21 protein-coding genes are annotated in these 24,980 nt (G+C 73.5%); 13 read left to right on the forward strand and 8 right to left on the reverse strand.

What is annotated here, in order from left to right; translation table 11 throughout:
* Positions 1-16: 16 nt before the first annotated feature.
* The 5 genes from OG534_RS20755 to OG534_RS20775 all read right to left on the reverse strand — a co-directional run bounded on the left by OG534_RS20755 (position 17) and on the right by OG534_RS20775 (position 4,497).
* Positions 17-748: a pyridoxine/pyridoxamine 5'-phosphate oxidase gene (locus OG534_RS20755; RefSeq protein WP_326589681.1), complete on the reverse strand. Its 732-nt coding sequence runs from the start codon at positions 746-748 to the stop codon at positions 17-19.
* Positions 749-757: 9 nt separating this feature from the next.
* Complete coding sequence (locus OG534_RS20760; RefSeq protein ID WP_326589683.1) at positions 758-1,705, reverse strand: ROK family protein; 948 nt, start codon at positions 1,703-1,705, stop codon at positions 758-760.
* Positions 1,702-2,427 carry an HAD-IA family hydrolase gene (locus tag OG534_RS20765; protein ID WP_326589684.1) on the reverse strand — a complete coding sequence of 242 codons (726 nt, stop codon included), beginning with the start codon at positions 2,425-2,427 and terminating at the stop codon, positions 1,702-1,704. Before OG534_RS20765 ends, OG534_RS20760 begins: the two co-directional genes overlap by 4 nt.
* A gap of 106 nt (positions 2,428-2,533) precedes the next feature.
* Positions 2,534-3,550: a YdcF family protein gene (locus OG534_RS20770; protein WP_326589686.1), complete on the reverse strand. Its 1,017-nt coding sequence runs from the start codon at positions 3,548-3,550 to the stop codon at positions 2,534-2,536.
* Positions 3,551-3,672: 122 nt separating this feature from the next.
* Positions 3,673-4,497: an NAD-dependent epimerase/dehydratase family protein gene (locus OG534_RS20775; RefSeq protein ID WP_326589687.1), complete on the reverse strand. Its 825-nt coding sequence runs from the start codon at positions 4,495-4,497 to the stop codon at positions 3,673-3,675.
* A gap of 251 nt (positions 4,498-4,748) precedes the next feature.
* On the opposite strand from OG534_RS20775, the gene OG534_RS20780 reads away from it, so the two are divergent.
* The 13 genes from OG534_RS20780 to OG534_RS20840 all read left to right on the forward strand — a co-directional run bounded on the left by OG534_RS20780 (position 4,749) and on the right by OG534_RS20840 (position 21,697).
* Complete coding sequence (locus OG534_RS20780) at positions 4,749-5,870, forward strand: MFS transporter (protein WP_326589689.1); 1,122 nt, start codon at positions 4,749-4,751, stop codon at positions 5,868-5,870.
* Positions 5,871-6,652: 782 nt separating this feature from the next.
* Positions 6,653-7,363, forward strand: a complete 711-nt coding sequence (locus OG534_RS20785) for a hypothetical protein (RefSeq protein ID WP_326589691.1) — start codon at positions 6,653-6,655, stop codon at positions 7,361-7,363.
* On the forward strand, positions 7,363-7,683 hold the full coding sequence (locus tag OG534_RS20790) for a PqqD family protein (RefSeq protein ID WP_326589693.1): 321 nt from the start codon (positions 7,363-7,365) through the stop codon (positions 7,681-7,683). Before OG534_RS20785 ends, OG534_RS20790 begins: the two co-directional genes overlap by 1 nt.
* A gap of 63 nt (positions 7,684-7,746) precedes the next feature.
* The gene (locus OG534_RS20795; protein WP_326589695.1) at positions 7,747-9,711 is read left to right on the forward strand and encodes an AfsR/SARP family transcriptional regulator; all 1,965 of its coding nucleotides are present in this window, start codon (positions 7,747-7,749) and stop codon (positions 9,709-9,711) included.
* Positions 9,712-9,784: 73 nt separating this feature from the next.
* Complete coding sequence (gene purB, locus OG534_RS20800; protein WP_326589696.1) at positions 9,785-11,098, forward strand: adenylosuccinate lyase; 1,314 nt, start codon at positions 9,785-9,787, stop codon at positions 11,096-11,098.
* Positions 11,085-11,489 carry a GNAT family N-acetyltransferase gene (locus OG534_RS20805; RefSeq protein WP_326589697.1) on the forward strand — a complete coding sequence of 135 codons (405 nt, stop codon included), beginning with the start codon at positions 11,085-11,087 and terminating at the stop codon, positions 11,487-11,489. The genes purB and OG534_RS20805 overlap by 14 nt, the downstream gene beginning before the upstream one ends.
* 27 nt (positions 11,490-11,516) lie before the next feature.
* Positions 11,517-13,226: a hypothetical protein gene (locus OG534_RS20810; RefSeq protein ID WP_326589698.1), complete on the forward strand. Its 1,710-nt coding sequence runs from the start codon at positions 11,517-11,519 to the stop codon at positions 13,224-13,226.
* Complete coding sequence (locus tag OG534_RS20815; protein WP_326589699.1) at positions 13,216-14,715, forward strand: amidase; 1,500 nt, start codon at positions 13,216-13,218, stop codon at positions 14,713-14,715. The genes OG534_RS20810 and OG534_RS20815 overlap by 11 nt, the downstream gene beginning before the upstream one ends.
* The gene (locus OG534_RS20820) at positions 14,712-16,253 is read left to right on the forward strand and encodes a glutamine synthetase family protein (protein WP_326589700.1); all 1,542 of its coding nucleotides are present in this window, start codon (positions 14,712-14,714) and stop codon (positions 16,251-16,253) included. The genes OG534_RS20815 and OG534_RS20820 overlap by 4 nt, the downstream gene beginning before the upstream one ends.
* Positions 16,243-18,291 carry an FAD/NAD(P)-binding protein gene (locus tag OG534_RS20825; RefSeq protein WP_326589702.1) on the forward strand — a complete coding sequence of 683 codons (2,049 nt, stop codon included), beginning with the start codon at positions 16,243-16,245 and terminating at the stop codon, positions 18,289-18,291. Before OG534_RS20820 ends, OG534_RS20825 begins: the two co-directional genes overlap by 11 nt.
* Positions 18,291-19,760 carry a lyase family protein gene (locus OG534_RS20830; protein WP_326589704.1) on the forward strand — a complete coding sequence of 490 codons (1,470 nt, stop codon included), beginning with the start codon at positions 18,291-18,293 and terminating at the stop codon, positions 19,758-19,760. The genes OG534_RS20825 and OG534_RS20830 overlap by 1 nt, the downstream gene beginning before the upstream one ends.
* Before the next feature lie 63 nt (positions 19,761-19,823).
* Positions 19,824-20,486: a hypothetical protein gene (locus OG534_RS20835; RefSeq protein ID WP_326589706.1), complete on the forward strand. Its 663-nt coding sequence runs from the start codon at positions 19,824-19,826 to the stop codon at positions 20,484-20,486.
* Positions 20,486-21,697 (forward strand): MFS transporter, encoded by a 1,212-nt coding sequence (locus OG534_RS20840; protein ID WP_326589707.1) that lies wholly within the window; start codon positions 20,486-20,488, stop codon positions 21,695-21,697. The genes OG534_RS20835 and OG534_RS20840 overlap by 1 nt, the downstream gene beginning before the upstream one ends.
* Before the next feature lie 100 nt (positions 21,698-21,797).
* On the opposite strand, the gene OG534_RS20845 is transcribed toward OG534_RS20840, so the two are convergent.
* The 3 genes from OG534_RS20845 to OG534_RS20855 are packed head-to-tail and all read right to left on the reverse strand — an operon-like array spanning position 21,798 to position 24,979.
* Positions 21,798-22,970, reverse strand: a complete 1,173-nt coding sequence (locus tag OG534_RS20845; RefSeq protein WP_326589709.1) for a GNAT family N-acetyltransferase — start codon at positions 22,968-22,970, stop codon at positions 21,798-21,800.
* A 54-nt stretch (positions 22,971-23,024) separates the two neighbouring features.
* Positions 23,025-24,101, reverse strand: coding sequence for a hypothetical protein (locus tag OG534_RS20850; RefSeq protein ID WP_326589710.1), 1,077 nt, complete (start codon positions 24,099-24,101; stop codon positions 23,025-23,027).
* Positions 24,098-24,979 (reverse strand): TauD/TfdA family dioxygenase, encoded by an 882-nt coding sequence (locus OG534_RS20855; protein ID WP_326589711.1) that lies wholly within the window; start codon positions 24,977-24,979, stop codon positions 24,098-24,100. The genes OG534_RS20850 and OG534_RS20855 overlap by 4 nt, the downstream gene beginning before the upstream one ends.
* Position 24,980: the final 1 nt, after the last annotated feature.

Raw genomic sequence — 24,980 nt, forward strand, 5'->3', positions numbered from 1 at the left:
GCCTCTCCCGGGGAACCTACGGCCACAGCAGCTCGCGCACCCAGCCCGCGCCCTCGGCGGGCCGCCGGTAGCGCAGGCGGGTGTGGCGGCGGGCGGCGTCACCCTGGAAGAACTCCACCTCCGCCGGGGCCAGGACGTACCGGGTCCAGGTCGGCGCCGGGGCGTCCGGCTCGGCACCGGCCCGCTCCCAGGCCTGCTCCGACGCGCGGAGCAGGTCCTCGGCCGACTCCAGCACCTCGCTCTGCCGCCCGGTGAGCGCGGCGGCGAGCGCCCCGCGCGAGCGCACCGCGAGGTCGGCCCGGCTTTCCTCGGGCCCGCAGGCGGTGACCCGGCCCCGGATCCGGACCTGCCGGCCCACGGTCGGCCAGTAGAACCCCAGCGCCGCCTCCGGCCGCAGGGCCAGCTGCTCGCCCTTGGCACTGGTGGCGTGCGAGGCGAAGTGCCAGCCCCGCGCGTCGGCGTCGTGCAGCATCAGCGTCCGTACGTCGGGCCGCCCCTCGCCGTCCACCGTCGCCAGGCTCATGGTGTGCGGCTCCGGTTGCCCCGCCCGTGCGGCGTGCACGAACCACTCCCGGAACAGCGTCAGCGGCTCGCCGGGCGCGGACCCGGCGTCGAACCCGGGGAGCGGAGAGTCCCACACGCGCAGGGAGTGCAGGGTGGCGTGGAAGTCGTCAGGGCCGGTCTCGCCGGTCTCGCCGCCGGTCTCGCCGCCGGTCTCGCCGCCGATCTTGCTGATCTCGCTGGTCATGCTCCCAGGCTAGGGCGTGCCGTTCGGCTGCGTGGTCCCCGCCAGGGCGTCCCAGGCGAGCAGGCCCGCCCCGAGGCAGCCCGCGCGGTCGCCCAGTTCGGCCGGAACGAGGGACGGCAGGGGTACGCGGTGCGAGAGGCGGGCGGCCAACTCCCGGCGCAGCGGGGCGAACAGGAGCTCGCCCGACTCGGCCAGACCGCCGCCGAGCACCAGGGCGCGCGGGTCGATGAGCTGCACCCCGATCGTCAGGCCGTCGGCGAGCGCGGCGACCGCCTCGTCCCAGACGGCCAGGGCCCGCGGATCGCCGCGGCGCACGGCGTCGGCGGCGTCGGCGGCGCTCGCCCCGGGGTCGCCGGACGCCTCCGCCCAGGCACGCGCCACCGCGGACGCGGACGAGACCGTCTCCAGGCAGCCGCGCTGGCCGCAGTTGCAGGGGCGGCCGTCCCGCCGCACGATGACGTGGCCCAGTTCCCCGGCCCCGCCGTGGGCGCCCGCCTCGAACCCGCCGTCGATCCCTATGGCGGCGGATATCCCGGTGCCGAGGGCGATGAACAGGAAGCGGTCCAGCCCGCGGCCGGCGCCGAGCCGGGCCTCGGCGAGGCCGCCGGTGCGCATGTCGTGGCCGACGGCGACCGGGACCCCGTCCAGGCGTTCGGCGACCAGGTCGCGCAGCGGTACGTCGCTCCACCCGATGTTCGCCGCGTACACGGCGGTGCCGGTGGCCTCGTCGACGAAGCCGGGCACGGCCAAGCCCGCGGCCAGGGCGCCGCGGCCGTAGGTGCGTTCGCCGTACTCCCGCAGGTGCGCGGTGAAGTCGACGAGGGCCGCGACGGTCGCCTCGGGTCCCTCGGAGACGGGAGTCGGCCGGCGTTCCTGCCGGAGCAGGGTGTGGTCCTCTGCCATGAGGGCGGCCTTCATGGACGTACCGCCGACGTCGAGGGCGATGACGTGCTTCATGCCGCGGGGCCCTTCCCGGTGGGCTCGGAGATCCTCAGTCCCAGTGCTGGTCCCGATCCCGGGCCTGGTCCCGGTCCTGGTCCCCGTTCCCGTCCCGGTGCGCCCGGCCCGTGCAGGACCTCGACCGTACGCAGGTCCGCCACGCGTGCGGTCAGCCGCACCGCGGGGTCGGCGACCGCGCCGCCGACGCCCACACAGCGCATGCCGGCCGCGGCGGCCGCCGCGGCGCCGCTCGGGGCGTCCTCGACGACCACGCAGCGGGCCGGGTCCACGCCCAGCAGCGCGGCGCCCCGGAGGTAGCCCTCGGGGTCGGGCTTGCCCCGGGTGATGTCCTCGGCGGCCACCAGGTGGACCGGGCGCGGCACGCCCGCCGCGTCCAGCCGGCCCAGCGCCACGGCCCGCGTGCCGGAGGTGACGATGGCCCAGCGGTCGGCGGGCAGGGCCGCGACGAGCTCGGGGGCGCCGGGCACCGGTTCGAGCCCGGCGAAGTCGCGTTCCTCGCGCTCGGTGATGCGGGCGGTCTCCGCCTCGGCGTCGAGGTGCGGAACGACCAGCCGTACGAGGTCGATGTCGCGGCGGCCGTGCGAGAGGGCGACGACCGCGTCGGTGTCCAGGCCGTGCCCGGCGGCCCACTCGCGCAGGATCCGTTCGATCAGGCCCATCGACCGCACCAGTACGCCGTCGAGGTCGAACAGCACGGCGTCGCAGGGGATCTCGGTCACGGAGCCTCCGGTTGCGGTCATGGTGCGGGGCGGTGGCCGGTCGCTCGGCCACTCGGTCGGCCGGTCGGTCGGCCGGTCGGCCGGCCAGGCGGTCGCCCGGGGTGGGTCAGGCCCCGGCCGGTGCGTAGCGTTCGGCACCATCCTCCACCGTGACGCGCAGCGGGGCGAGGAGGCGGTCAGGCCCGAACAGCAGGGCCGCGGCCACGGACTTGGCGAGCGCGACCTCGTCGTGTCCGCGCAACTGCGCCTGCTGCGCGGGTGGCAGGGACGGGTGGACCACCGCCCGGACGGCGGCGGCGGGCAGCACCAGGTCCAGCAGGTAGCGGATCCGGTCCGCGTGGTAGTCGGAGGTGACGACGGTGACCCGGCCGGTGCCGGGCCGGCGGGCGAGCTCCCGCAGGAACAGGACGTCGTCGGAGCTGTGGCGGGTCTCCAGACAGTCGGCGAACTCGCCCGGGCCCATGCCCTGGGACCGCAGCCAGCGTGCGCAGTGCCGCCAGTGCGGCACGTCGGTGGTGTTGAACTGGGCGCCGAAGCCCCCGGTCAGCACGAGCCGGGCGCCGGGGGTGGAGCGTACGAGGTCCAGGGCCGTGCGGGAGCGGTCCCGGGCCATCACGCTGAGTTCGCCGTGTTCGTCGTTGGGCGCGGCCAGTACGGCGACCAGCCCGCCCGCACCGGCCGGTCCGGCACCGGCCGGTACGGCCCCGTTCGCGGCGCGGCCGCCGCCCGCGGCCGGACCGCCGTCCGGGCCGGGCGGCGCCGCCGCCGCCGCGAGACGGTCGAGGTAGGCCCGCAGGCCCGCACCGCGCGCCGCACCGCGGAACGCGGCCAGCGCGGGCCAGTCGCCCTCCATCCGTACCCGGCCGGACATGACCAGGCCGGTGCCGAGCGTGGTGCCCGACGCCGCGTCGCGCAGTGCGTCGTAGGGGACTTCCAGGCGCACGTCGGCCGCCGGCACGTCGCCGTGCCAGCGGCCGACCGCGTCCGAGGTACCGAGGACCAGGCCGGAGCAGGTGCGCCCGCCGTCCGGGCCCTCCGCCACGATCTGGACGCTCAGTGCCCGGTCGGATCGGCCGGGCGCCGTCTTCGGCAGGTGGTCGAGGGCGGCGGTGAAGAGGTCCATGGCACCTTCGGATCGGCGGATGGGTGGGGATCGGTGGGATCGGTGGGATCGGTGGGATGGGTGGGATGGGTGGGATCAGTGGGAACGGCGGTACCGGCAGTACCGGCGGTACCGGGGTGTGATCAGGCCTCGGTGGCGAAACGACGGTAGTGCAGCACCGTCTGCTCCAGGTCCGAGGAGCGGAACTCGGGCCGCCAGCCCAGCTTCTCCCACCCGTCGCCCTTGGCGACCAGGTCGGTCTTGGTCTCGCCCTTGCGCATCGGGAGGTACTCGATGCCGGCCTTGGACCCGGTGACCTCCAGGACCATCTGCGCCACCTCGTTGACCGTGAAGGCGACGCCGGTGCCACCGTCGAACACCTCGCAGTCGCCGAACTGCAGCGCGTCGGCGAGCATCCGGCCCAGGTCGGCCGAGTAGACGAGGTCGACGGTCTGGGTGCCGTCGCCCCACACCGGGATGGCCTCGCCGCGCCACGCCTTCAGGGCGAAGGTGGGCAGGATCTTCTGGACGCCGTAGTGCTTCTGGCCGGGGCCGAAGGCGTTGAACGCCCGGACGTGGCTGACCGGCACCTGGAAGTTCTCGTGCCAGGCGTACGACAGGTTCTGCGCGCACTGCTTGGTCGTCTGGTACACGTTCTTCCACACCTGGGGCATGGTGATCCCGACGAACCGGGCCTCGTTCTTGCGGCAGGCCTCCAGCACCCGGTAGGTGCCCTTGACGTTGACGTCGATGGCCGTCTCCACCATGTCGAACAGCTCGTCGGTGCCGAGCACGCCCGCGAGGTGGATGACCCCGTCCACGTCCTTGAGCGCGGTCTCCAGCTTGTCCTCGAGGATGTCGATGCCGGAGGCCCGGTCGATGGCTAAGGCCTCGTGCCCGTTCTCCCGCAGGTACTCGACCGCGTAACGGCCGATGAATCCATCTCCACCAGTAACGGCAATACGCATGAGGTTACTCCCCGTTCATGATTGCAGAGGCAATGATGAGCTGTACCTGATGTGAACGTAGGAGATTTCTCCGGTCTGCCGCCAGACCCCCTGGATGAATATCTGTGTGAGCCGCGCCACTTCTCATGGGCGGTTCCGGCTGTGATATTTGTGAGCGCGCTCCACGGTGCATCGAAGCGGAATCCATACATGGCAGAAGAGGTGGTTCGGTGAAGAAAATGAATGCAGTGATTCGGCCGGAGAAGGCGAGTTTGAGACACGCTCCGGGATTTGGTGCCGCGCTGGCCGCGTTCTTCCTCATCGGGATCTCGCAGTCCAGTACAGGGCCCTTGTTGCCGCTCTTCGAGGACCGCTTCGGGGCAGGGGCGGGCGGCGCCTCCCTGCTCATCACGTCCTACTTCGCCGGGGCCCTGGCCGCCATGGTGCTCACGTCGGCTGTCCGCCTGCCGGAAAGCAGGATCATTCTGCCGAGCGTGCTCGTATATGCGCTCGGCAGCGCCGGAATCTTTTTCTCGTCGGAATTATGGATCGCGGCCGCTTCCTGCCTCCTCTCGGGATGTGGTGCGGGCGCCCTCATCCTGGCCGTGAACAGCATATTTGCACGACAGGACGACGGCGTTTCACTTGTGAACCTGGTGAACGGATTGTTCGCGGCCGGCACCATCGCCGGACCCCTGGTGGCGAGCGTCTCGATCCCGCAGGGACGCCCCTACGGTTTCCTCGTCGCGGCCGCGGGCGCGCTGCTGTGCCTGCGCGTCGGAAAGGTGGCCGCGTTCCGTGCCCCGACCGTGGAGGAGGACACGCCGGGCGCCGCCGCCCAGCCCCGGTCCGCCCAGCCCCGGTCCGTGCGGACCTTCGCGGGGTTCTTCCTTCTCTACGGGCTCTACGGGGGGATCGAGACCGGGATCGCCAGCTGGGCGGCGAAACACATCGTGGACACCGGCTTCTCGGAGCCGGCCTCGGCCCGGGTCCTCGCCGCGTTCTGGGCGGGCACCACCCTGACCAAGTTCCTGATGTTCCCGCTGGCGTCCCGGGTGTCGGCGTCCGTCGTGGTGCCCCTCGGACTGCTGGGCACGGCCGGCGGGCTGCTGCTCGCGACCGTTCCGGGGGCGACCGTGATCGGCTACGCGGTGGCCGGGCTGGCGCTCGGGCCGGTGTTCCCCACGGGCCTGGCGTGGATCGCGGAGGCGGGCGGGGGCCGGCGTGTCACCGGAATCGCCGCATCGTCCTCGATGGTCGGCAGCATCGTCTTCCCGGCGGCCATCGGATGGCTGGTCGCGGTCCAAGGGCCGGGGCCGGTCCCGCTGGCGGTCGCCGGCATCTCGCTCGCCGCGGCGCTCGCCGCACGCTGGACGGCGGTGTCGTCGAGGTGAGGGACGGGCGGGGCCCGGTCGGGGGGTGGGTCAGGGTTCTCTGCGCGGTCCGGCGGCCGGACACTGCGTGCGGCTCGCCGGTGGTCGCTGTCCGCAGTCGGTCCGGTGGGTTCGGCCTGCGGCCGCGGGGGTTCCCCTGCGCTGGACGGTGGTCGGCATTCGGGTTCTCCAAAGCGGTTCGGATCGCCGTCGGTCCGGACGGGTCGTCGTGACCGACCCGTCCAGAGTGGCCGACAACACCCCGTCACATCAACCCCGTTCTGAGGGATCCTCGAAGGCCTGTCGAGACCTGATCCGGCCCATCCCGCGCACCTCCGAAAAACCTCCAGTGCACCACCGCGTGGCCGGACACTGTGCGGCGCACACGTGGCCGCCCAGGTGACCGGAACGGGCGGAGGTTGGTTTCCCGACATTCCCCCGGGGCGCTCCGCATTGAATCGGCCAACTGGGGCGATTATTTGCCAGATTGGAGTCGGCCGGCACCTGGCGTTCCCTCAGTACGTTTGTGCAGTATCGGTTCCGGCCGACCGCCGCCGGTGGCCGACATTGCACCCTTGCCACCTGACGTGGTCCTCAAGATCGTTGCTAGAGTCCGAAATTGACCACCTTGCTCAAGGCGGTGCGCCCGGCTTGATCTAGGGTATGCAGTTGTCCGCCCTCCCTGATGATCTCAGGCGATCGCGGACGTGCAACGGGAAAGGTAGTACTCCATGACGTATGACGTATCCGGGGTAATCGCCGAGCTCAGTAGCCGATCGCTCCTTCCACCCCATTACGACACCGTGTTCGCGAGCGGATCCCTCATCCGGGGCTGGGGCAACCCCACCAGCGACCTGGATGTCCACGTGGTCACCCGGGACCCGTGGACCAGCGGGATCGACGAGACCAACCACGTCGCGCTGGAGCCGAACACCCTCCAGTACGAGCAGATCTTCGTCGACGGCCGCCGCTGGGACATCGAGTACTGGACCGCCGGCCAGGTCGAGCAGGTCCTCTCGAAGATCACGAACGAGCAGTTCGGCGACGACCAGGGCACCTGGCGCACCCTCAGCTACCACGAGATCGCGCTGCTGGAACGCTTCCCCTACGCGGCCGCCGCGGACTCCGGCGGCTGGCTGGAATCCATCCGCACCCGGCTCGCGGACTCCGCCCACCGGTCCGTCCTGATCGTGAACTCCCTCAAGCAGGCCGACGGTTACACCGAGGACACGGCCGGTCAGATCGCCCGCGGCGACCTGTACAGCGCGGTCATCGCCTCGCGCAACGCCTTCAACCACGCGGTGGACGCGCTGACCGCGAGCCAGGGCCAGTTCGGCAGCCTGTGGCCGAAGTGGCGAGCCCGCCGGATGCAGATCGTCGACCCCGCACTGCTCTCCTTCGAGGAGTACTGGGCCATCGAGACGATGCGCTCCTTCGACCCCGACAACCCGCAGAAGTGGATCGAGCAGACCGTCGGCGTCTGCCAGCGCATCTCGATGGAGGTGTCGGTCTGATGGCGCCCGAGGACAACGCGGCCCCCGTCGTGGTCGGTCCGGCATCCGTCGCCTCCCTCCCCCTGAACGTCAAGATCCGCAACCACCGCGGCACGACGGTCGTCGGCGGGTACCGGCATTTCTTCGAGCTGACCGACTCCGCCGCCCACATCTGGCGCCAGATCGACGGAATCCGGACAGTGGACGATATTGCGACGCTCATCGCCCTGGAATACGACATCGATCGTGAAAGCGTCGTGGAGGACATCATCGAGCTCTTCTCCGAACTCGCCGCACATGATGTCGTGAAGATCTCCGAGAGTAGTTCTCGGCTCCAGTGACGCACGGGAACGAGCGGGGGCTCTGATTTCACGTGTGTCCGGTTCGACAACCGGGGGAAATGCATGCTGGACGATCTCCAGTTCGGCGTTTTCGGTCCGCTGACCATATGGCGGAACGGACGTGCCGTCGAAATACCACAGGCCAAACACAGGGTCCTGGTGGCCGCTCTGCTCCTGCGCGCCAACCGCGCGGTGACATCCGAAGAACTCATGCAGCAGCTGTGGGGCAACGACCCGCCGCCGACCGCACGCAAGACGCTCCAGGGCTACATCGCGCGGCTGCGCAAGGTGCTCGGCGCGGAGGTCGTCGTCAGCCGTGCCTCCGGCTACGCCATCGTCACCGACGGTGACCGGCTCGACCTCGACCGCTTCAACCACGCGTTACGGCAGGCCGAAACCGTCGACGATCCGGCCGAGCGCGCCCGCCTGTTCCGCTCGGCGATGGACGAGGCCGGCGGCACCCCGCTCGTCGACGTTCCCTCCGAGTACCTCCGGCAGGGCGACGGAGCCGCCCTGGTGGAGCGCTGGCTCAACGCCACGGAGAACTGGGCCGACGCCGAGATGGCGGTCGGGCGGCACGCCGAGGTCCTGCCCCGGCTGCGGGCGCTGGTGTCCGAGCACCCCTTCCGCGAGAGTGCCTGGAGCCGCCTGATGAAGGCGCTCTACCAGGCCGGGAGGCAGGCGGAGGCGCTCGGCACCTACCAGGAGGCGCGCCGCGTCCTCGCCGACGAGCTCGGCGTGGACCCGGGCCAGGAACTGCGCGCGGCACACCGGCAGATCCTCGCCGGACCCGCCGCGGACGAGGGGGGATGGGAGCCGGAGCCCTCGGCCCTGCCGGTCCGCCGCCCCGTCACTCCCTTCACCCTCCCGCCGCGCCTCGCCGAGTTCGCCCGCCCGGACATCGAGTCCCGGCTGATCCGGCGGCTGCTGTACACACCGCCGGAGGGGGCGGCGGTCCGGGACTGCGATCCGCCGCGCACCCTCGCGCTGTACGGGGAAGCGGGCGTCGGCAAGACCACCATGGCCGTCCGGGTGGCGCACGCCGTCAGTTCCGCCTTCCCCGACGGGCAGCTGTTCGTGGAGCTCCAGGGCGAGCACGGACCGCGGCCGGCGCACGACGTCCTCGGCGAGCTGGTGCGCGCCCTGGGGGTCAGCCCCGCGGCCGTGCCGTCCGGGACCGGTGAACTCACCGCGCTCTACCGGGGCCTGCTCTCCCAGCGCCGGGCCCTGATCGTCCTCGACGGCGCCCGCGACGAGGCCCAGGTGGAGCCCCTGCTGCCCGCGTCCCCGACCTGCGCCGCCCTGGTCACCAGTCTGGAGATGCTGTCCACGCTCGGCGGCATCAGCCACACCCGGCTGGGCCTGCTCTCCGCCGAGGAGGCCCGGGACATCCTGGGCCGGATCATCGGCGCGGACCGGCTCGCGGCCGAACCGCAGGCCGCCGCCGACCTGGTGGAGTACTGCGGCCGGCTCCCGCTGGCCATCCGCATCGTCGGGGCCCGGCTGCTGGAGCGCCCGCACTGGCAGGTCCGCCACCTCGCCGCACGGATGTCCTCGACCCGGCGCAGGCTGGACGAGCTCCAGGTGGGCAACCTCAGCGTCCGGGCCAGTCTCGCGGTCGGCCAGGCCGCGCTCGGCGACGCCGAGCGCCGTGCCTTCCGCCTGCTGAGCCTGCTGGAGATGGACTCGTTCCCCGTGCACGTCGCGGCGGCCGCCCTCGGCCTGCCGCAGGACAGCACGGAGGAGCTGCTGGAGCGGCTGACCGCGCAGCACCTGCTGGAGGCCGACTTCATCGAGGCCAGCGGCGTGCGGTTCGCCTACCACCCCCTGGTACGGCTCTACGCCCGCGAGCTCACCTTCGACGTGGACTCGGCGCAGGCCCGGCACGCGGCGGTGCAGAGCGCTCTCGCGGCCTGGTATGCGGCCCCGCCGCGGCCGGCCACCGCACGGCACACCACCGGTCCCGGGGCCGGCGGGATAGCACACGGCGAGCCCGCCGCGCCCACGGTGCTCACCTTCACCGGCTGAGCGCCGCGCCGCGATCCGGTCGTAAGGCCCCCCACACGGTGCGTCCCGGCGCCCGACCGAGAACCAAGGAGAAGTGTCGTTGATCGAACGCTATTCATGTCCGGAGATGGCCGAACTCTGGACGGACGAACGCAAGTACGCGACCTGGGCCAGGGTCGAGGTCCTGGCGAGCACCGCCCAGGCGGAGCTCGGCGTGGTGGACCGGACCGCGCTGGAGGACATCCGCAACGCCCCGGTCCCGTCCGTGTCCCGGGTGCGCGAGCTCGAACTCACCCGTGACCACGAGATCCTCGCCTTCCTCGCCGCCTACACCGAGACCATGCCCGCGGCCTCCGCGCGCTGGGTGCACCACGGGATGACGAGCTACGACGTGGTGGACACCGCCCTCGGGTTCACCCTGGCCCGCTCGTGTGACCTCGTACTGAACGCCGCCCGAACGTTCCTGGAACTGCTCACGGCGCGCGCGCTCGAACACTGGGACACCGTGTGCGTCGCCCGCACCCACGGCGTCCACGCCGAGCCCACCACATTCGGCCAGAAACTGGCCGTGCACGCCTTCGCCATGCACCGCGGGGTCGAACGCCTCACCGCGGCCCGCGCCGCGGTCGCGGTCGGCACCCTCTCCGGGCCCGTCGGCACCTACGCGCACATCTCCCCGTACGTGGAGGAGTTCGTCTGCGGGGAACTGGGCCTGGGCATCGAGGACATGCCCACCCAGGTCGTCGCCCGCGACCGGCACGCCGAGCTGCTCTCGGCGCTGGCGGTGACGGGCGCGGTGGTCGAGCAGTTCGCCCTGGAGATGCGGATGCTCCAGCGCACCGAGGTGGGCGAGGTGGACGAGCCGCGGACCAGCGCCTACCAGGGTTCCAGCGCGATGCCCCACAAGCGCAACCCGACGACGAGCGAGCGGCTGTGCGGCCTCGCCCGGATCCTGCGGTCGAACGCGGGCGCCGGCTACGAGAACGTCGCCCTGTGGCACGAGCGGGACCTCGCGCACTCCTCCGTCGAGCGCATCGTCCTGCCCGACAGCCTGACCGTCGCCCACTACCAGCTGGTGTCGGCCGCGGGTCTGCTCTCGGGGCTGCGGGTCTTCCCGGAGCGGATGGCCCGCAACATCGACGCCACCCGCGGCCTCGTCTACAGCTCGGAGGTCTTCGTGGACCTCGTCGCCCGGGGCCGGGACCAGGAGGAGGCCTACCGGCTGGTGCAGGCCGCCGCCACCGAGGCCTGGGAGACCGGATCGACCCTCGCCGCAGGGCTCGCGGCCCGCGGCGTCGAGGTGTCCGCGGACCAGCTGGACCCCCGGCGGTTCCTCGGCAACCGCGACCATCTGAAGGCCCGGCTGAGCCGGCTGAGCAAGGAGTTGCAGAGCCATGTGGAAGTGTGAACCCGTCGTCGGCGCCGGCCTGGACGTGGCGGAGGTCGCCGCCCTCTACCGGGCGTCCACCCTGGCCGAACGCCGCCCGGTGGACGACGCGGAACGGTTCGCCCGGATGCTCGCCGGAGCCAACCTGGTGATCGCCGCCCGCCTGGACGGACGGCTGATCGGCATCGCCCGGTCGATCACCGACGGGGCGTACGTCACCTACCTCAGCGACATCGCGGTCGACGCCGAGTTCCAGCGCCGGGGCGTGGGACGCGACCTGATCCGGGCCACCCGCGAGGCCGCGCCGCGGGCCAAGCTCGTGCTCCTCTCCGCCCCCGCCGCGGTCGACTACTACCCCCACATCGGCTTCACCCGTCACGAGTCCGCCTGGACGCGCGATGCGCTCGGGTGAGCCGGCCCTCCGGAAGAGGTGACCGCGATGCTTCTCAAGACGCCCGGATTCGACACCCAGGTCAAGGCGGCCGCCGAACGCGCCCGCGGCTGCGGGCTGGTCGCCGACGCCGTACGGATAGCGGCGACGCTCGACGGGATGATCCCCGAACAGGTCGGCCGGGCCGCCCTCGGCCTGGGCGAGCGCATGTACCTGGAACTCGCCGAGGCCCACGCGGCCGGCCTGGACACCGCCACCGACACCGCCGAGGGCGAGCTGCTGCTGCTCACCGAGACCGGTCGGCTGCGCGTCGTGCCCGCGGGCGAGCGCCCCGGCCCGGAGGCCGGCGCCGCCGCACTGGGCACGCTCAAGTGGCAGGCGCGTCCGGAGTCGCTGGGCCGCCTGTGGGACCTGGCCGAGGAGGTCCAGCGGCTCCAGTTCGAGGAGATCCACCGCTGGATGGCCACACTGGAGCCGGCGCAGGTGCACGCGCGGCTCGACGCCATCTCCCACGCCCTCGTCCACATGGCCCCGGTCATGCTCTACGTGGGCGAGCACTGTTACAGCAACCTGGGCCGGTTCAGCAATCTGCCCGGGCGCTCCCTGGCCCCCGGCGCCGAGGGCTCCGTCCTCACGGCCCTGCGCGACACCCCGGTGCCACGCTGGAAGGCCGAGGACGCCACCTTCGTCGCCTGCGTGCACGCGCTCATCTCCTCGGGCTCGCCGGTCCGGGCGGAGGAGTTCAACGGCATCCAGCTCGCTCCCGACGTGCTCAGGGAGTTCCTCCGGGAGCGCATATCGGCGTACGGCGAGCCGCTCCCCGACACCCGCGGGTTACCCGCCGGCGCCGCGCTCGACGTGCTGTCCGGCGCCTGTGCCCGCGCCCGGGCGGCCCTGGTCGCCGACGGCGCGGTCTTCTACCGGGAGATCAACGGCGCGTCCCTGCACAAGCGGGAGCGGCGCATGGCCGAGCCGGTCACCTGGGCGGAACTGCCCCCCGAGCTCACCGCGCTGCTCGCCGAGGCCGCCGGGCAGCCGTTCCCGTACGCCGCCGGCCCCGAGGAGCTGGGCTCCTACACGCGCGGCCTCGTCGAGCGGGTGACGGCCGGGCCGGTTACCGCCGGCTTCACCACGGCGTACGAAGGGTTCCTGCACCGGTTCTTCGAAACGGTCGCCGAGGCCCTGGACTGCGACGTGGTGATGGGGCGCGGCCCCAAGGACGTCCTCGTCCTGCACAGCGCCCTGCCCGCGGAGCGCCGGGCGGCCCTGGCCACCCGGGACTTCTACTGCTGCGTGGCGGCGGGCCGGTCCTTCCGCGAGAGGTTCGGCGAGAACCGGGCGGCCCTGGCCACCGCCCTGTCCGCGTACAGCGCCCGCATGCGCTACAACACCTGGCACTACCTGCCGCACAGCATGTCGTGGACGAACGAGGAGCAGGGCCGCGACGACTGGTTCTTCGCACCGGGGATGCCCGACATCACCAACTGGTCCGACCAGCACCACACCGGCCACGTCGCCTTCGGGGTGCGCCACGCGCTGCGCGTGCCGCTGGGCATCGTGCTGGAGGGCCGCTACCGGCCCGGCCTGTACGACCTTCGGCTGATGCGCACCGACGGCGACCCGTTCGAGCTGGCCCACCTGCGCACGGCCACCGCGATCGGGCAGGTGCAGGCGACGGTCCACCAGGCCGCCGCGGACCTGAACCTGACGGTCGGCGACTTCGACAACGCCTGGTACCGGGACTTCCATGCCTCCTGAGACCGATGTCCGCGACCCCGGCGCGCGCACCGCGCGCGACGCCCCGTTCGCCGACATCCGCACGCTCCGCGCCCGCTACCGCGACGGCAGCCTGCTCCCCTCCGAGTTCGTCGCCGCCACGTTCCGGCTGCTGGACCGGTGGGAGCCGGACATCGGCGCCTTCCTCACGGTCGCCCGCGAGCGGGCGACCGCCGAGGCCCGGGCCGCGGACCGGCTGCTGCACCGGGAGGGCCCGGGTGCCTGGCGCGGCAGACCTCTGCTCGGCATGCCCGTGACGGTCAAGGACCTGACGGCCACCGAGGGCATCCGCACCACCCGCGGCTCGCTGCTGAACGCCCACACCGTGCCCGACCGGGACGCGCCCGCCGTGGCCCGGCTGCGCGCGGCCGGCGCCATCGTCGTGGGCAAGACCAACACCTCCGAGGGCGGCTGGTCCGCGGCCGGGAAGAACCGGCTCCAGGGCCCCACCCGCAACCCCTGGGACCTGAGCCGCAGCTCCGGCGGCTCCAGCGCGGGCGCCGCCGCCTCCGTGGCCGTCGGCATCGGGGTGGGGGCCACGGGAACCGACGGCGCCGGCTCCATCCGGGTGCCCGCCGCGTTCTGCGGCGTGGTCGGGTTCAAGCCGTCGCTCGGCCGCGTCCCGTACGTGCCGCAGAGCGCCGAGGAGCTCTCCCACCTGGGGCCGCTCACCCGGACCGTCGGGGACGCCGCCGAACTGCTCGCGGTGATGGCCGGCTTCGACGCGGACGACCCGCTCTCCTTCGGGCTGTCCGGGGAGGTCGGCGCCGACACGGACGCGGCGGCCGGCCGGCTGCCACGGCTGCGCATCGGCTGGATCCGCTCCCTGGGCGGGCCCGGTCCGGACCCCGCGATCGTCGCCGTCGCCCGGCAGGCCGTCGAGGAGCTCGCCGCCCGGGGCCACCACGTCGAGGAGATCGACCCGCCCTTCGAGGACCCGTACCCGGCCCTGGTGACGATCCTGGCCGGCTGGGAGGCGGCGGCGCTCCCGTACGACGAGCCGGGCAGTACCGGACTGCTCGACCAGGACCGGCTGGAGGTCGTGCGCCACGGGCGCGGGCTGAGCGCCGCGGCCCTGGCCCGGGCCTACGAGTGCCGGGCGCTCCTGCGGGCCCGCAGCCTGGCCCTGATGTCGCGCTACGACCTGCTGGCCATGCCGACCGTCGGCATCGGGCCGTTCGCCGCGGAACGGCACGCACCGCCCCCGGGGCCCGGCGCGCGGCCCGGGGGACCGCCCGACTGGCTGGCCTGGGCGCCCGAGGCCTACACCTTCAACCTGACCGGCCAGCCCGCCGTCTCGGTGCCGGCCGGCCTCACCCCGGCCGGCCTCCCGGTCGGTCTCCAGCTCGTGGGCCCCCTGCACCAGGACACGCGTGTCCTCGCGGCCGCCCGCCAGCTGGAGCAGAGCGCCCCCTGGCACCACTGGTACCCGCGACTCGCCGCACGACGGCCGGAAGAGGAAACGACATGACCAAGGCCCGCACCACGCCCCGCGTCCCCGAGCGGCCGTACGGGCGCTTCGACACCGGGAGCGTCGGCTTCGTGCAGCGGCACGGCCTGTGGGACGAGGCCCGGCAGGCCGCCGCGGAGGAACTCGAAGAGACGCTGGAGACGCTGGAGTTCGTCCGCGTCGGCTACGGCGACCCGCACGGGCTGATGCGCTCCAAGACGCTCACGGTGGAGTCCTTCCGCACGGTGCTGCGCAACGGCATCGACATGAGCCCGGGCCCGTTCGTCTTCGACACCGGCCACGCGGTGGGCGTCGACTTCTTCGCCGACGGCGGCGGCATCGGCCTCACCGAGCTCACCGGCGCCGGCGACTTCCTGATCGTGCCCGATCCGCTCACCTTCCGGGTGCTGCCCCACACCGAGGCCGCCACCGGCTGGGTCATCGCGGACGAGTACCTGCGCGACGGCAGCCCGCACCCGCTGTCCAGCCGGGCCGTGCTGCGCCGCGCCTGCGAGCGCGCCGCCGAGCGCGGACTGGAGTACGTCGTCGGACTGGAGGTCGAGTGGTACCTGACCCGGCTGACCGGGTCGGTGACCGGCGCCTCGGTCGGCGGGTTCGGGATCCAGGGCGAGCCGCCCGCGGTCGAACCGGCCAACAGCGGCTACCAGTTCAACCTTGACACCTTCACCGACGGGCTGATGCCGGTGATCACCCCGCTGGCCCGGGCGCTGCGCGAACTGGGTCTGCCGCTGCGCACCGTCGAGCACGAATCCGGGCCGGGCCAGCTGGAGTTCACCTTCAGCCCGATGAACGGCCTCGACGCCGCCGACGCCATGCTGCTGTTCCGTACGGTGGCCAAGCAGATCTGCGGCCGCCTCGGGTACCACGCCTCCTTCATGGCCCTGCCCGGCCTGGACCGCTTCGACCCCAGCGGCTGGCACCTGCACCAGTCGCTGTTCGACACCGCCGCCGGGACCAACGCCTTCGTACCGCGGGACGGGCGCGGGCCGCTGTCCCCCCTCGGCCTCTCCTACGTCGCGGGGCTGCTCGCACACGCCGCGGAGACGACCCTGCTCGCCGTCCCCACCGTCAACGGCTACCGGCGCCTCCAGGGTCAGTTCGCCCTCTCCCCCGACCGCATCGTGTGGAGCGCGGAGAACCGGGGGGCGCTCGTGCGCCTGCTGGGCGGCCCGGGCGAGGAATCCACCCACCTGGAGAACCGCATCGGCGAACCCTGCGCCAACCCGTACCTCTACCTCGCGGCCCAGCTCGCCGCCGGCCTCGACGGCATCGAACGCGGACTGCAACCGGGCGGCCTGGCGCAGGACCCGCACGCCGACTCGGCCGCCGCGCTGCCCCGGGACCTGGCGGAGGCCGTCGCGGCCGCGCAGGACAGCGCCCTGACCCGCACCCTGCTCGGCAAGCACCTCCACGACTGCCTCGTACGGCTCAAGCGCACCGAGCTGTCCCGCTTCGAGCAGTGGCGGGCCACCGCCCCGCCCACCACCCCGGGGGACGTCACCGATTGGGAGCACCGTGAGTACTTCGGTGCCTACTGACGCACGGCGCCGCGACGGGGGAGAGCGGTCCGAGGTGTGGTCCGAGGTCTGCGTCATAGGCTCCGGGCCGCGCGGCCTGTCCCTGCTCGAACGGCTCACCGCCTCGGCCGGCCGGCTGCGGGCCCGCGGCGCCCGCCTGCGCGTGCACCTGGTCGATCCGCGACCGGGCAGCGGACACGTGTGGCGCTCCGACCAGTCGGAGCAGCTGCTGATGAACACGGTCACCTCGCAGGTCACCCTGTTCACCGACGACAGCGTGCGGATGGAAGGTCCCGTCGTGCCCGGCCCCAGCCTCCACGCCTGGGCCGCAGACCCGCACGCCCGCGCCCAGTCCGGCCTGCCCGCTGGAGAAGCGGGCCCGGGCGCCGACGGCTATCCCACCCGGGCCCTGTTCGGCCGCTACCTGGAATGGGTGCTGCGCAGCCTCGTACGGCGCGGCACGGCGGAGATCGTCACCCACGCCGCGCGCGCCGTCCGCCTCGACGACGAGCCCGACGGCCGCCAGCGGGTGCGCCTGGAGAACGGGACCGTCCTGGGCGGGCTGGACGCGGTGGTCCTGGCCCAGGGCCACCTGCCGGTCTCCCCGACCCCCGGCGAGGCGGCGCTGACGTCCTTCGCCCGGAACCGGGGTCTGCTGCACCTCCCGCCCGGGAACCCGGCCGACGCCGTCCTCGACGGGATCGAACCGGGGGAGAACGTCCTGCTGCGCGGTCTCGGCCTGAACTTCTGCGACTACGCGGCCCTGCTGACCGTCGGCCGCGGCGGCGCCTTCGAACCCAAGGGCGCCGGCCTGGTCTACCACCGGTCGGGCCGCGAACCCGTCCTGTACGCCGGATCACGGCGCGGAGTCCCGTACCAGGCCCGCGGCGAGAACGAGAAGGGCGCCCACGGACGGCACACCCCGCTGCTGCTCACCCCGCGGACCATCGCCCGGCTGCGCGGCGGGCCGGGCACCCCCAGGCCCTCCTTCCGGCGGGACATCTGGCCCCTCGTCGCCCAGGAGGTCGAGACGGTCTACTACACGACCCTCCTGCGCCGGCAGGGCCGGCCCGCGGCCGCCGACGCGTTCCTGCGGGCCGCGTCCGCGGGACCCTGGACCGACGGGGCCCGCGACGGGCTGCTCGACGCGCTGGGCGTCGAGCCCGGCCGGCGCTGGGACTGGGAGGCGCTCGCCCACCCCTGCGGCGGCCGGTCCTTCACCGACCTCGGGGACTTCAACTCCTGGCTCCTGGACCACCTGCGCCGCGACGTCGCCGAAGCGCACGAGGGGAACGTGAGCAACCCGTACAAGGCGGCCCTCGACGTCCTGCGCGACCTGCGCAACGAGGTGCGGCTCCTGGTGGACCACGGGGGCATCTCCGGCGCGGACTACCGCGACGAACTCCTGGGCCGCTACACCCCGCTCAACGCCTACACCTCCATCGGCCCGCCCGCGCGGCGGATCGCGGAGACCATCGCGCTGATCGAGGCCGGCGTGCTCACCGTGCTCGGACCGGGGGCGCGCTTCGGCGCGGACGAGGCGTCCGGCCGCTTCAGCGCCGGATCCCCGCGCGTGGGTGGGGATCCGGTCACCGCCCGGGTCCTGGTCGAGGCCAGATTGCCCGAACCGGACCTGGCGCGCACCGAGGATCCGCTGCTTGGGTATCTACGGGACACCGGACAGTGCACGGAGTACGTGATCGACGATGAACACAGGCCACTGCGCACCGGGGGAGTCGCGGTGACCGAGCGCCCCTACCGGCTGCTCGACGCGTCGGGCGCGGCGCACCCGCGCCGCTTCGCCTACGGCGTGCCCACCGAGGGCGTCCACTGGGTGACGGCGGCCGGGGCCCGGCCCGGAGTCGACTCCGTGATCCTCGGCGACTCCGACGCGATGGCCCGCAGCATCCTGGCGCTGGCCGCGTTACCGGGCGAACCGGCGGGGGCGCGCGCCGTAGGGCAGACGCCCGCCGCGGCGCAGACGCCCGCCGGCCCGCCCGATCCGCAACCGCAACCGGACCCGGACCCCTGCCTGGAATCCCTGACGAGGAGCATGTGATGGGCAGCGTGACGAGGAAGACGGATCCCGCCGGACTGGACACCGGCCTGCTCGCGCCGGTCAGGGCGGGCGCCGACACCGAGGCGGGACTGACCGACGAGGCCTGGGTGCAGGCGATGCTGGACGCCGAGGCCGCCCTGGCACGGGCCCAGGCCCGGCTGGGCACCGTACCGCCGCAGGCCGCCGCGACCATCACCGGGTGCGCCCGCGCCGCGGAGATCGACCTGCCCGGGCTGGCCCTGCGCACCCGCGGCGCGGCCAACCCGGTGGTCGCCCTCGTGGAGGAGTTCACCGAGGTGGTCGCTGCGGTCGACCCCGAGGCGGCGCACTACGTCCACCGGGGCTCGACCAGCCAGGACGTCTTCGACACCGCGGCGATGCTGATCGCCGCGCGCACGCTGCGGCTGGTACTGGCCCAACTGGACCGCACCGCCGCCGCGCTGGCCCGGCACGCCGAAGCGCACCGGGACACCCTGGCCGCCGCCCGCACCCTCGGCCAGCACGCGGTGCCCACCACCTTCGGGCTCCGCGCGGCCGGCTGGCTGGTCGCCGTGCTGGACGTGCGCAGCAGGACGGCGGCCCTCCTCGACGGCGGCCTGCCCGTCCAGCTGGGCGGCGCCGCCGGCACCCTGGCCGGGTACGTCGAGTACGCGCACCTGGCGCACACCGCCGCCGGTACGGCGGCCTCCGGCGGCCCCTGGGACGCCGGCCGGTACACCGGCGACCTGGTCGCCCTCTTCGCGGCCGAGACGGGGCTGGCCGAACCCGTGCTGCCGTGGCACACCACCCGGACACCGGTCGCCGACATCGGGGCCGTCCTCGCCCTGGCCTCCGTCACCCTCGGGAAGTTCGCGGCCGACGTGCAGAACCTGTCCCGCACCGAGGTCGCCGAGGTCGCCGAGCCCGCCGAGGCGGGGCGCGGGATCTCCTCCGCCATGCCGCAGAAACGCAACCCGGTGCTCGCCGCCATGATCCGCTCGGCGGCCCTGCAAGTGCCCTCCCTGGTCCTGACGCTGACGCACTGCGCGGTCGCCGAGGACGAGCGGCCCGCCGGCGCCTGGCACGGGGAGTGGCAGCCGCTGCGCGAGGCCCTGCGCCTGGTGGGCGGAGCGGCCGGCACCGCGGCGGAACTCGCCGAGGGGCTGGTGGTGCACCCGGAGCGGATGCGGGCCAACCTCGCCCTCACCGGCGGCTCCATCGTCGCCGAGCGGCTCGCCGCCGTCCTCACGCCCGTACTGGGCAAGGCGGGCGCGAAGCGGCTGGTCGCCCGGGTGTCCGTCGGCGGCGCGGACGCCGGCTCCCTCGTGGACGGACTGCTGGCGGCGGCCCCGGAACTGGCCGCCGAGTTCACACCGGAACGGCTGGCCGATCTGCTCGCGCCGGCCGGGTACACGGGGGCGGCCTCCGCTCTGATCGACCGGGCGCTCGCCCACCACCGCGCCACCCTGCCCGCCGGGCCGCGCGACTGACTTCCGTACGGCATTGGCCCGTTGCGGAGATGAGAAGGGAAGACGAACCACATGATCATTGCGATGGACGGACCCGACGGGGCGGGCAAGAGCACACAGGTCAAGCGGTTGGAGAGCTGGGCGCTCGGCCAGGGACTGTCGTTCCGGGTGGTGGGAAAGTGGCAGGTCTTCGAGGAGGCCCGGGTGCCGCAGGCCCGCTTCCTGCGCGGCTCCTCCCTGGACGAACTCCGGGTCTGCATCGCGGAGATGCCCAATCCTGCGCGGATGCTCTTCCTCGGCTGGCTCAACACGCTCGCCGCGGAGCGCGCCGCCGCGGCGCAGGAGGACGTGGTCATCCTCGACGGCTACTGGATCAAGCACGCCGCCACCGAGCTGCTCGCGGGCTGTCCCAAGAACCTCGTCGACGCCATCGTCGAGGCCATGGCGCCGGTGGACATGGTGGTCTTCTTCGACGTCACGCCCGAGGAGGCGCTGCGCCGCAAGAAGGGCGACATCACCCCGTACGAGTGCGGCCGGGACCCCGAGTGCCGTCCGGAGAGCTTCCTGACCCATCAGGCGGCGGTCCGGGAGGTCATGCTGGAGTGGGCGGACCGCCGGGGCTGGGACGTCGTACGGGCGAACACCGCCGAGGCGGCCGCCCAGCAGATGCGCAAGCTCCTGGCGCCGAGGCTGGGGGTGGAGGTCAATCCCCGTCCGGTCGCCGCGGACGCCGCGACCGACCGCTGATGACGGAGACCGAACGCCGGCTCAGGCGCGGGCTGGCCACCGCCCTGTTCGTCCGCTATCTGGGGGCCGGCGGCTGGGCCCCGCTCCAGGTGCTGTTCTTCGTACGCTCCGTCGGCCTCTCGCCGGGGAACGTGATCATCGGGCTGACCGCGGCGGGCCTCGCCGGGCTGGTGGCCGGTCCGGTGGTCGGCAGGCTCGCGGACCGCTTCGGGCCCCGCGAGGTGGGCATCGCCGGGCTGCTCGCGCAGGCGGGGGCGGCGGCCGCGCTGCTGGCCGTCGACGGAATGGCCGGATTCCTGGTGGTGATCACGCTGATCTCCCTCGGGCGCGGCGCCTTCCCGGCCATCAGCGGGGCGCTGATCGCGTACGTCGGGGGCGAGGACCGGGTCGCGTACCGGGCCCGGATCTACTCCCTGCAGAACCTCGCGATGGTCACCGGCTCGCTGCTCGGCGGCCTCGCCCTCCAGGCCGACACCCGCACCGCGTACGTGATCGCGATCCTGGCCGACGTGCTGTCCTACCTGGTGGCCGCCCTGCTCGTGGCCCGGCTGCCGCACCTGCCGCCGGTCCCCCGGGAGCGGGGCGGCGGACACGGCCACGCCCTGGCCGACCGGCCGTTCCTCGCGGTCAGCATGCTCGCCGGCGTCATGGTGATGTTCGACGTCTTCATGACGGTGCTGATGCCGGTGTGGATCGCCGAGTACACGAACGCCCCGCGCTGGACGGTCTCGCTGGTCTTCGCCGTCAGCTGCACCCTGGTGGTCCTGTTGCAGACCAGGGTGGCCAAGGGGATCGAGACGCCGCGCCACGGGGCGCTGGCCATGCGGCGCAGCGGCCCGGTGATCGCGGCGGCCATGCTGATCGTCTTCGCGGCGGCCCAGGTGTCCGGGCCCGTGGCGGTGGGGCTGATCGTGCTGGGCACGGTCGCCCTGACCTTCGGCGAGATGCTGTTCACGGCGGGGGAGTACGCGCTGTCCTTCGGGCTGGCGCCCGAGCACGCCCAGGGCGAGTACCAGGGGGTCTTCGCCGTGGGCGTGGGCATCGGCGGCGCGGTCGCACCGGCCGTCCTGAACGCGCTCTGCCTGGTGGCGGGGCCGCCGGGCTGGATCGCGCTGGCGGCCCTGATGGTGGCGGCCGGGGCGGCGGTCCCGCCGGTGGCGCGGATCGCAGAGCGGGGCCGCACGCCGAGCGAGGTGAAACCGGCGGCCTGACCGGCGGCCTGACCGGCGGCCTGGCGGTGGCCTGACCAGCGGCCTGGCGGTGGCCGTACGTCCCGGGAGTACGCCGCCCCCGGGACGTCCGGCCGCCCGGTCAGCCCCGGGCCGCGACCAGCTGCGCGACCCGGGTCTCGATGCCCGGGTCGAACGAGGCGAACTCGGCCCGGCGGGCCGCCTCCGCCTCGCGGACCGCGTCGAGGACCTTCCCCTCCCACGGGGCGTCCAGGACCAGCCCCCACAGCGGCTCCAGCCGCGCACCGCGGGTCACCTTGGCCTCGAAGGCGTCACAGCTGAGGTCCAGGGAGCGGTAGCCGTGGGCCGCGGCGTACTCCACCGCCTTGTAGTACGTCAGGTTGAAGTAGAGCTTCGCCTCGCGCCCGATCGAGTCGTCCAGCCCGTGCGAGCGCGCGTACATCGTGCCGCCCCAGAAGAAGAACTGGGTGAAGCCCACCATCCGTTCGCCCTGGTAGGCCGCCAGGATCCGGCAGTCCTCGTCGAACAGGCCCGCCTGGAGGGCGAACCGTTCGGACTCCCCCTCGTCCGTCACCGGGTGCCCGTACCGCCGCAGCACCTGCGCGGACAGCGGCCCCATCTCCTGGTGGCACTCGGACAGCCTGCGCACCTCGGTGCGGCAGCCGGCCTCGTCGTAGCGCCGCATCTCCAGCCGGCGTGACTTGAACTGGCGCGCCGTGAACCGCTTGCGGTAGCCCTCCAGCCCGTCCGGGTCGATGTCGAGGACGGCACCCGCGTCCATCATCACCAGCTGGTCCGCCGGGCCGAGCAGGGGCAGCAGCCGCTCCACGGACGCGTCGGTGAGGTAGAGCGCGGCCGCCAGGCCGCCCGACCCGGACGCCAGCGCCCGCAGCCGCTCCAGCAGCGCCCGCAGCGCGGACCCGGCCAGGGGCTCGGGCGTGTCCGGGGCGACCAGGACCTCGCTGGTGTAGCCGAGCCGGGTGCCGGCCAGCAGCAGCGGGCGCTCGGGGGAAGCGGGCTCGGCGGCGCCCGGGAAGAGCACGGAGGGATCGTAGAAGTGCGGGACGGTCCCCGTGAACCGGTGGGTGGGGAGCGCCGCCACCGGTCGGCCGCCGGCCGAGGCGACCAGGTGCCGGTGGTCGCAGTCGGCCAGCTCCTCGCCGTACTTCAGCCACAGATGGCTGGAGTACAGCGCGGCGTCACCCGCCAGCGCGTCCCACTCCGCGGCCCCGGTGTCGCGTATCGAGACCAGCTCGGTGAGGTCGACGGTTCCGCCGTCCGTGCTCGCCGTCACAGGGGGTCCTTTCAGGTCGGGGCCGGTGTCGGAACGCCCCACGGTAGGCGGCGTTCAGGTCCGGGCGGGCTCGATGATGCGAAAGTCGGCCATTCCGCGGTCCGCCCGCAGATAGGCCAGCCGGGCGGCGCTCGCACCGCGCCGCGCGAAGGCCCCGGTCACCTCGGCGGCCAGCGCCGCCGGGTCGGCCTGCGGGTCGGTGTCGAGGTGGTCCGACACCACCGTCTGCACGAGGTCCGAGTCGGCGTCGAGGGCCATCCGGTCCGTGAGCGTGATGGTGAGGCCGTAGCCGTCGGCCGCGCCGCGGGCGCGCAGCTCCTCCGCCGACAGCAGCGCGCCGTCCGACTCCAGCAGGAGGGCCGTCAGGAACGCCGACCCGCCCTCGGCGAGGTGCGCGGGCAGGCCGTCCAGGACGCGGCGGCCCACCGAGAACCCGTCGGCGCCGCCCTCGTGCGGGGCCTCCCGCCCGGGAGGCGACACGCTGGGCAGGAAGGGCACGTTGGCGATGACGCGGTCGTACGGTCCCGCGCCCGCGCCCAGCGACGCGTACAGATCGCCGGTCCGTACCTCGGTCCGCCCGGCGAGGCCGTTGAGCCGCGCGTTCAGCCGGGCGGTGGCCGACACCTCCGGGAGCAGCTCCACCAGGGTTGCCGAGGCGCCGCGCTGGGCGGCCAGCAGCCCCTGGAACCCCGGCCCGGAACAGAGGTCCAGGACCCGGTCGCCCGGCCGGTAGGTGCCCCGTCTGGCCAGGGCGACTGAGTCGGCGCCGAAGTAGTGGCGCACCGGGAAGGGGCTCGGCGGCTCGGCCAGCAGCCACAGCCCCTGCGACCGGAACAGGGCGACGTCGGCCAGCTGGGCCCGGCCGCCCTGCTCCTGTGCCAGCGCGCAGGCCACCAGCTCGGGGACCGCGGCGGCGACCGCCGCGGGCAGCGCGTCGAGGTCCGCGGGCTCGCCGAGCAGCAGGAACCCGGCCGTCGTGCGCAGCAGGCCGCCCAGGCCTTCGACGCCGGCCGCCCACCGGCGGCGGTCCGGGACGTCGTCGTCGAACCCGGCCAGGAACTCGGCCAGTCCGAGCCGTTCGAGCGCCCGGGTCAGATCGGTGACCGGGTCCGTCGTGAGCGGGTCCGTCATGAGCGGGGCAGTCCGATCCAGGTGCGCAGCATCAGCCGCCCGCCGTCGGCGGACTCCCCGTCGTCCTCGAAGGCGGTCCTGCCGTGCACGATCGACCGGTTGTCGATGAAGATCATCTCGCCTGGTTCCAGGCGTCCGTGGGTCTGCATCTCCCGCTTGTCCAGCAGCGCGTCGAGCAGGTCCAGCGCCTCGGTCTGCGCGGGCGTCAACGGCGGCACGTGCGGGTGCCGGTGGCCGATCTCGATGTAGTCCCGCAGGTAGTACATCCGCTCCCGGCCGTCCTCGTACTCGAAGACCGGGCGCTGCGTCGTCAGCGGCACACCGGGGGTGTCGTCCCGGGTGTCGAAGTGCACCGGCAGCCGCAGCGTATCCAGCTCCCGCGGATGGTCCGCCAGCGCCTCCAGCAGGTCGCTGACGTGCACGGTCACCAGCGCGCCGCCGCTGCGCGCCTGGCGGAGGCAGAAGAGCGTGAAGATGTCCGGAAGACGGCCCGGCCGGTGCGCGGCGTCGGTGTGCAGGCTGCCGCCCTGACGGCTGTCGGAGTAGCGGCCGGTCGGACCCTCGCCGAGCCGCACACCGCGGTCCCGTACGTCGCGCAGCAGCGCCCCGTGTCCGTCCTGCGGCAGCAGGTCGCCGGCCATACGCGAGACGGCCACGGTGAAGTCGCGGGCCTGCCGCTCGCTCAGGTGGTCCAGCCCGGTCAGGACGAAATAGCCGGGCAGCGCGTCCAGATGGCGCCGCATCAGGCCGTGGAGGGTGGCGTACAGCTCCGGGTACCAGTCCTGCCGGGGGTCGGGATCCGGGGCGGCGGAGGCGGCGGTGGCCAGGTCCGGGTCGACGGGTACGCGGACGGTCGAGAACGGATCGTTGGTGTTCATG

Origin of the sequence: Streptomyces sp. NBC_01294 (assembly GCF_035917235.1) — a bacterium.
GTDB lineage: Bacteria > Actinomycetota > Actinomycetes > Streptomycetales > Streptomycetaceae > Streptomyces > Streptomyces caledonius.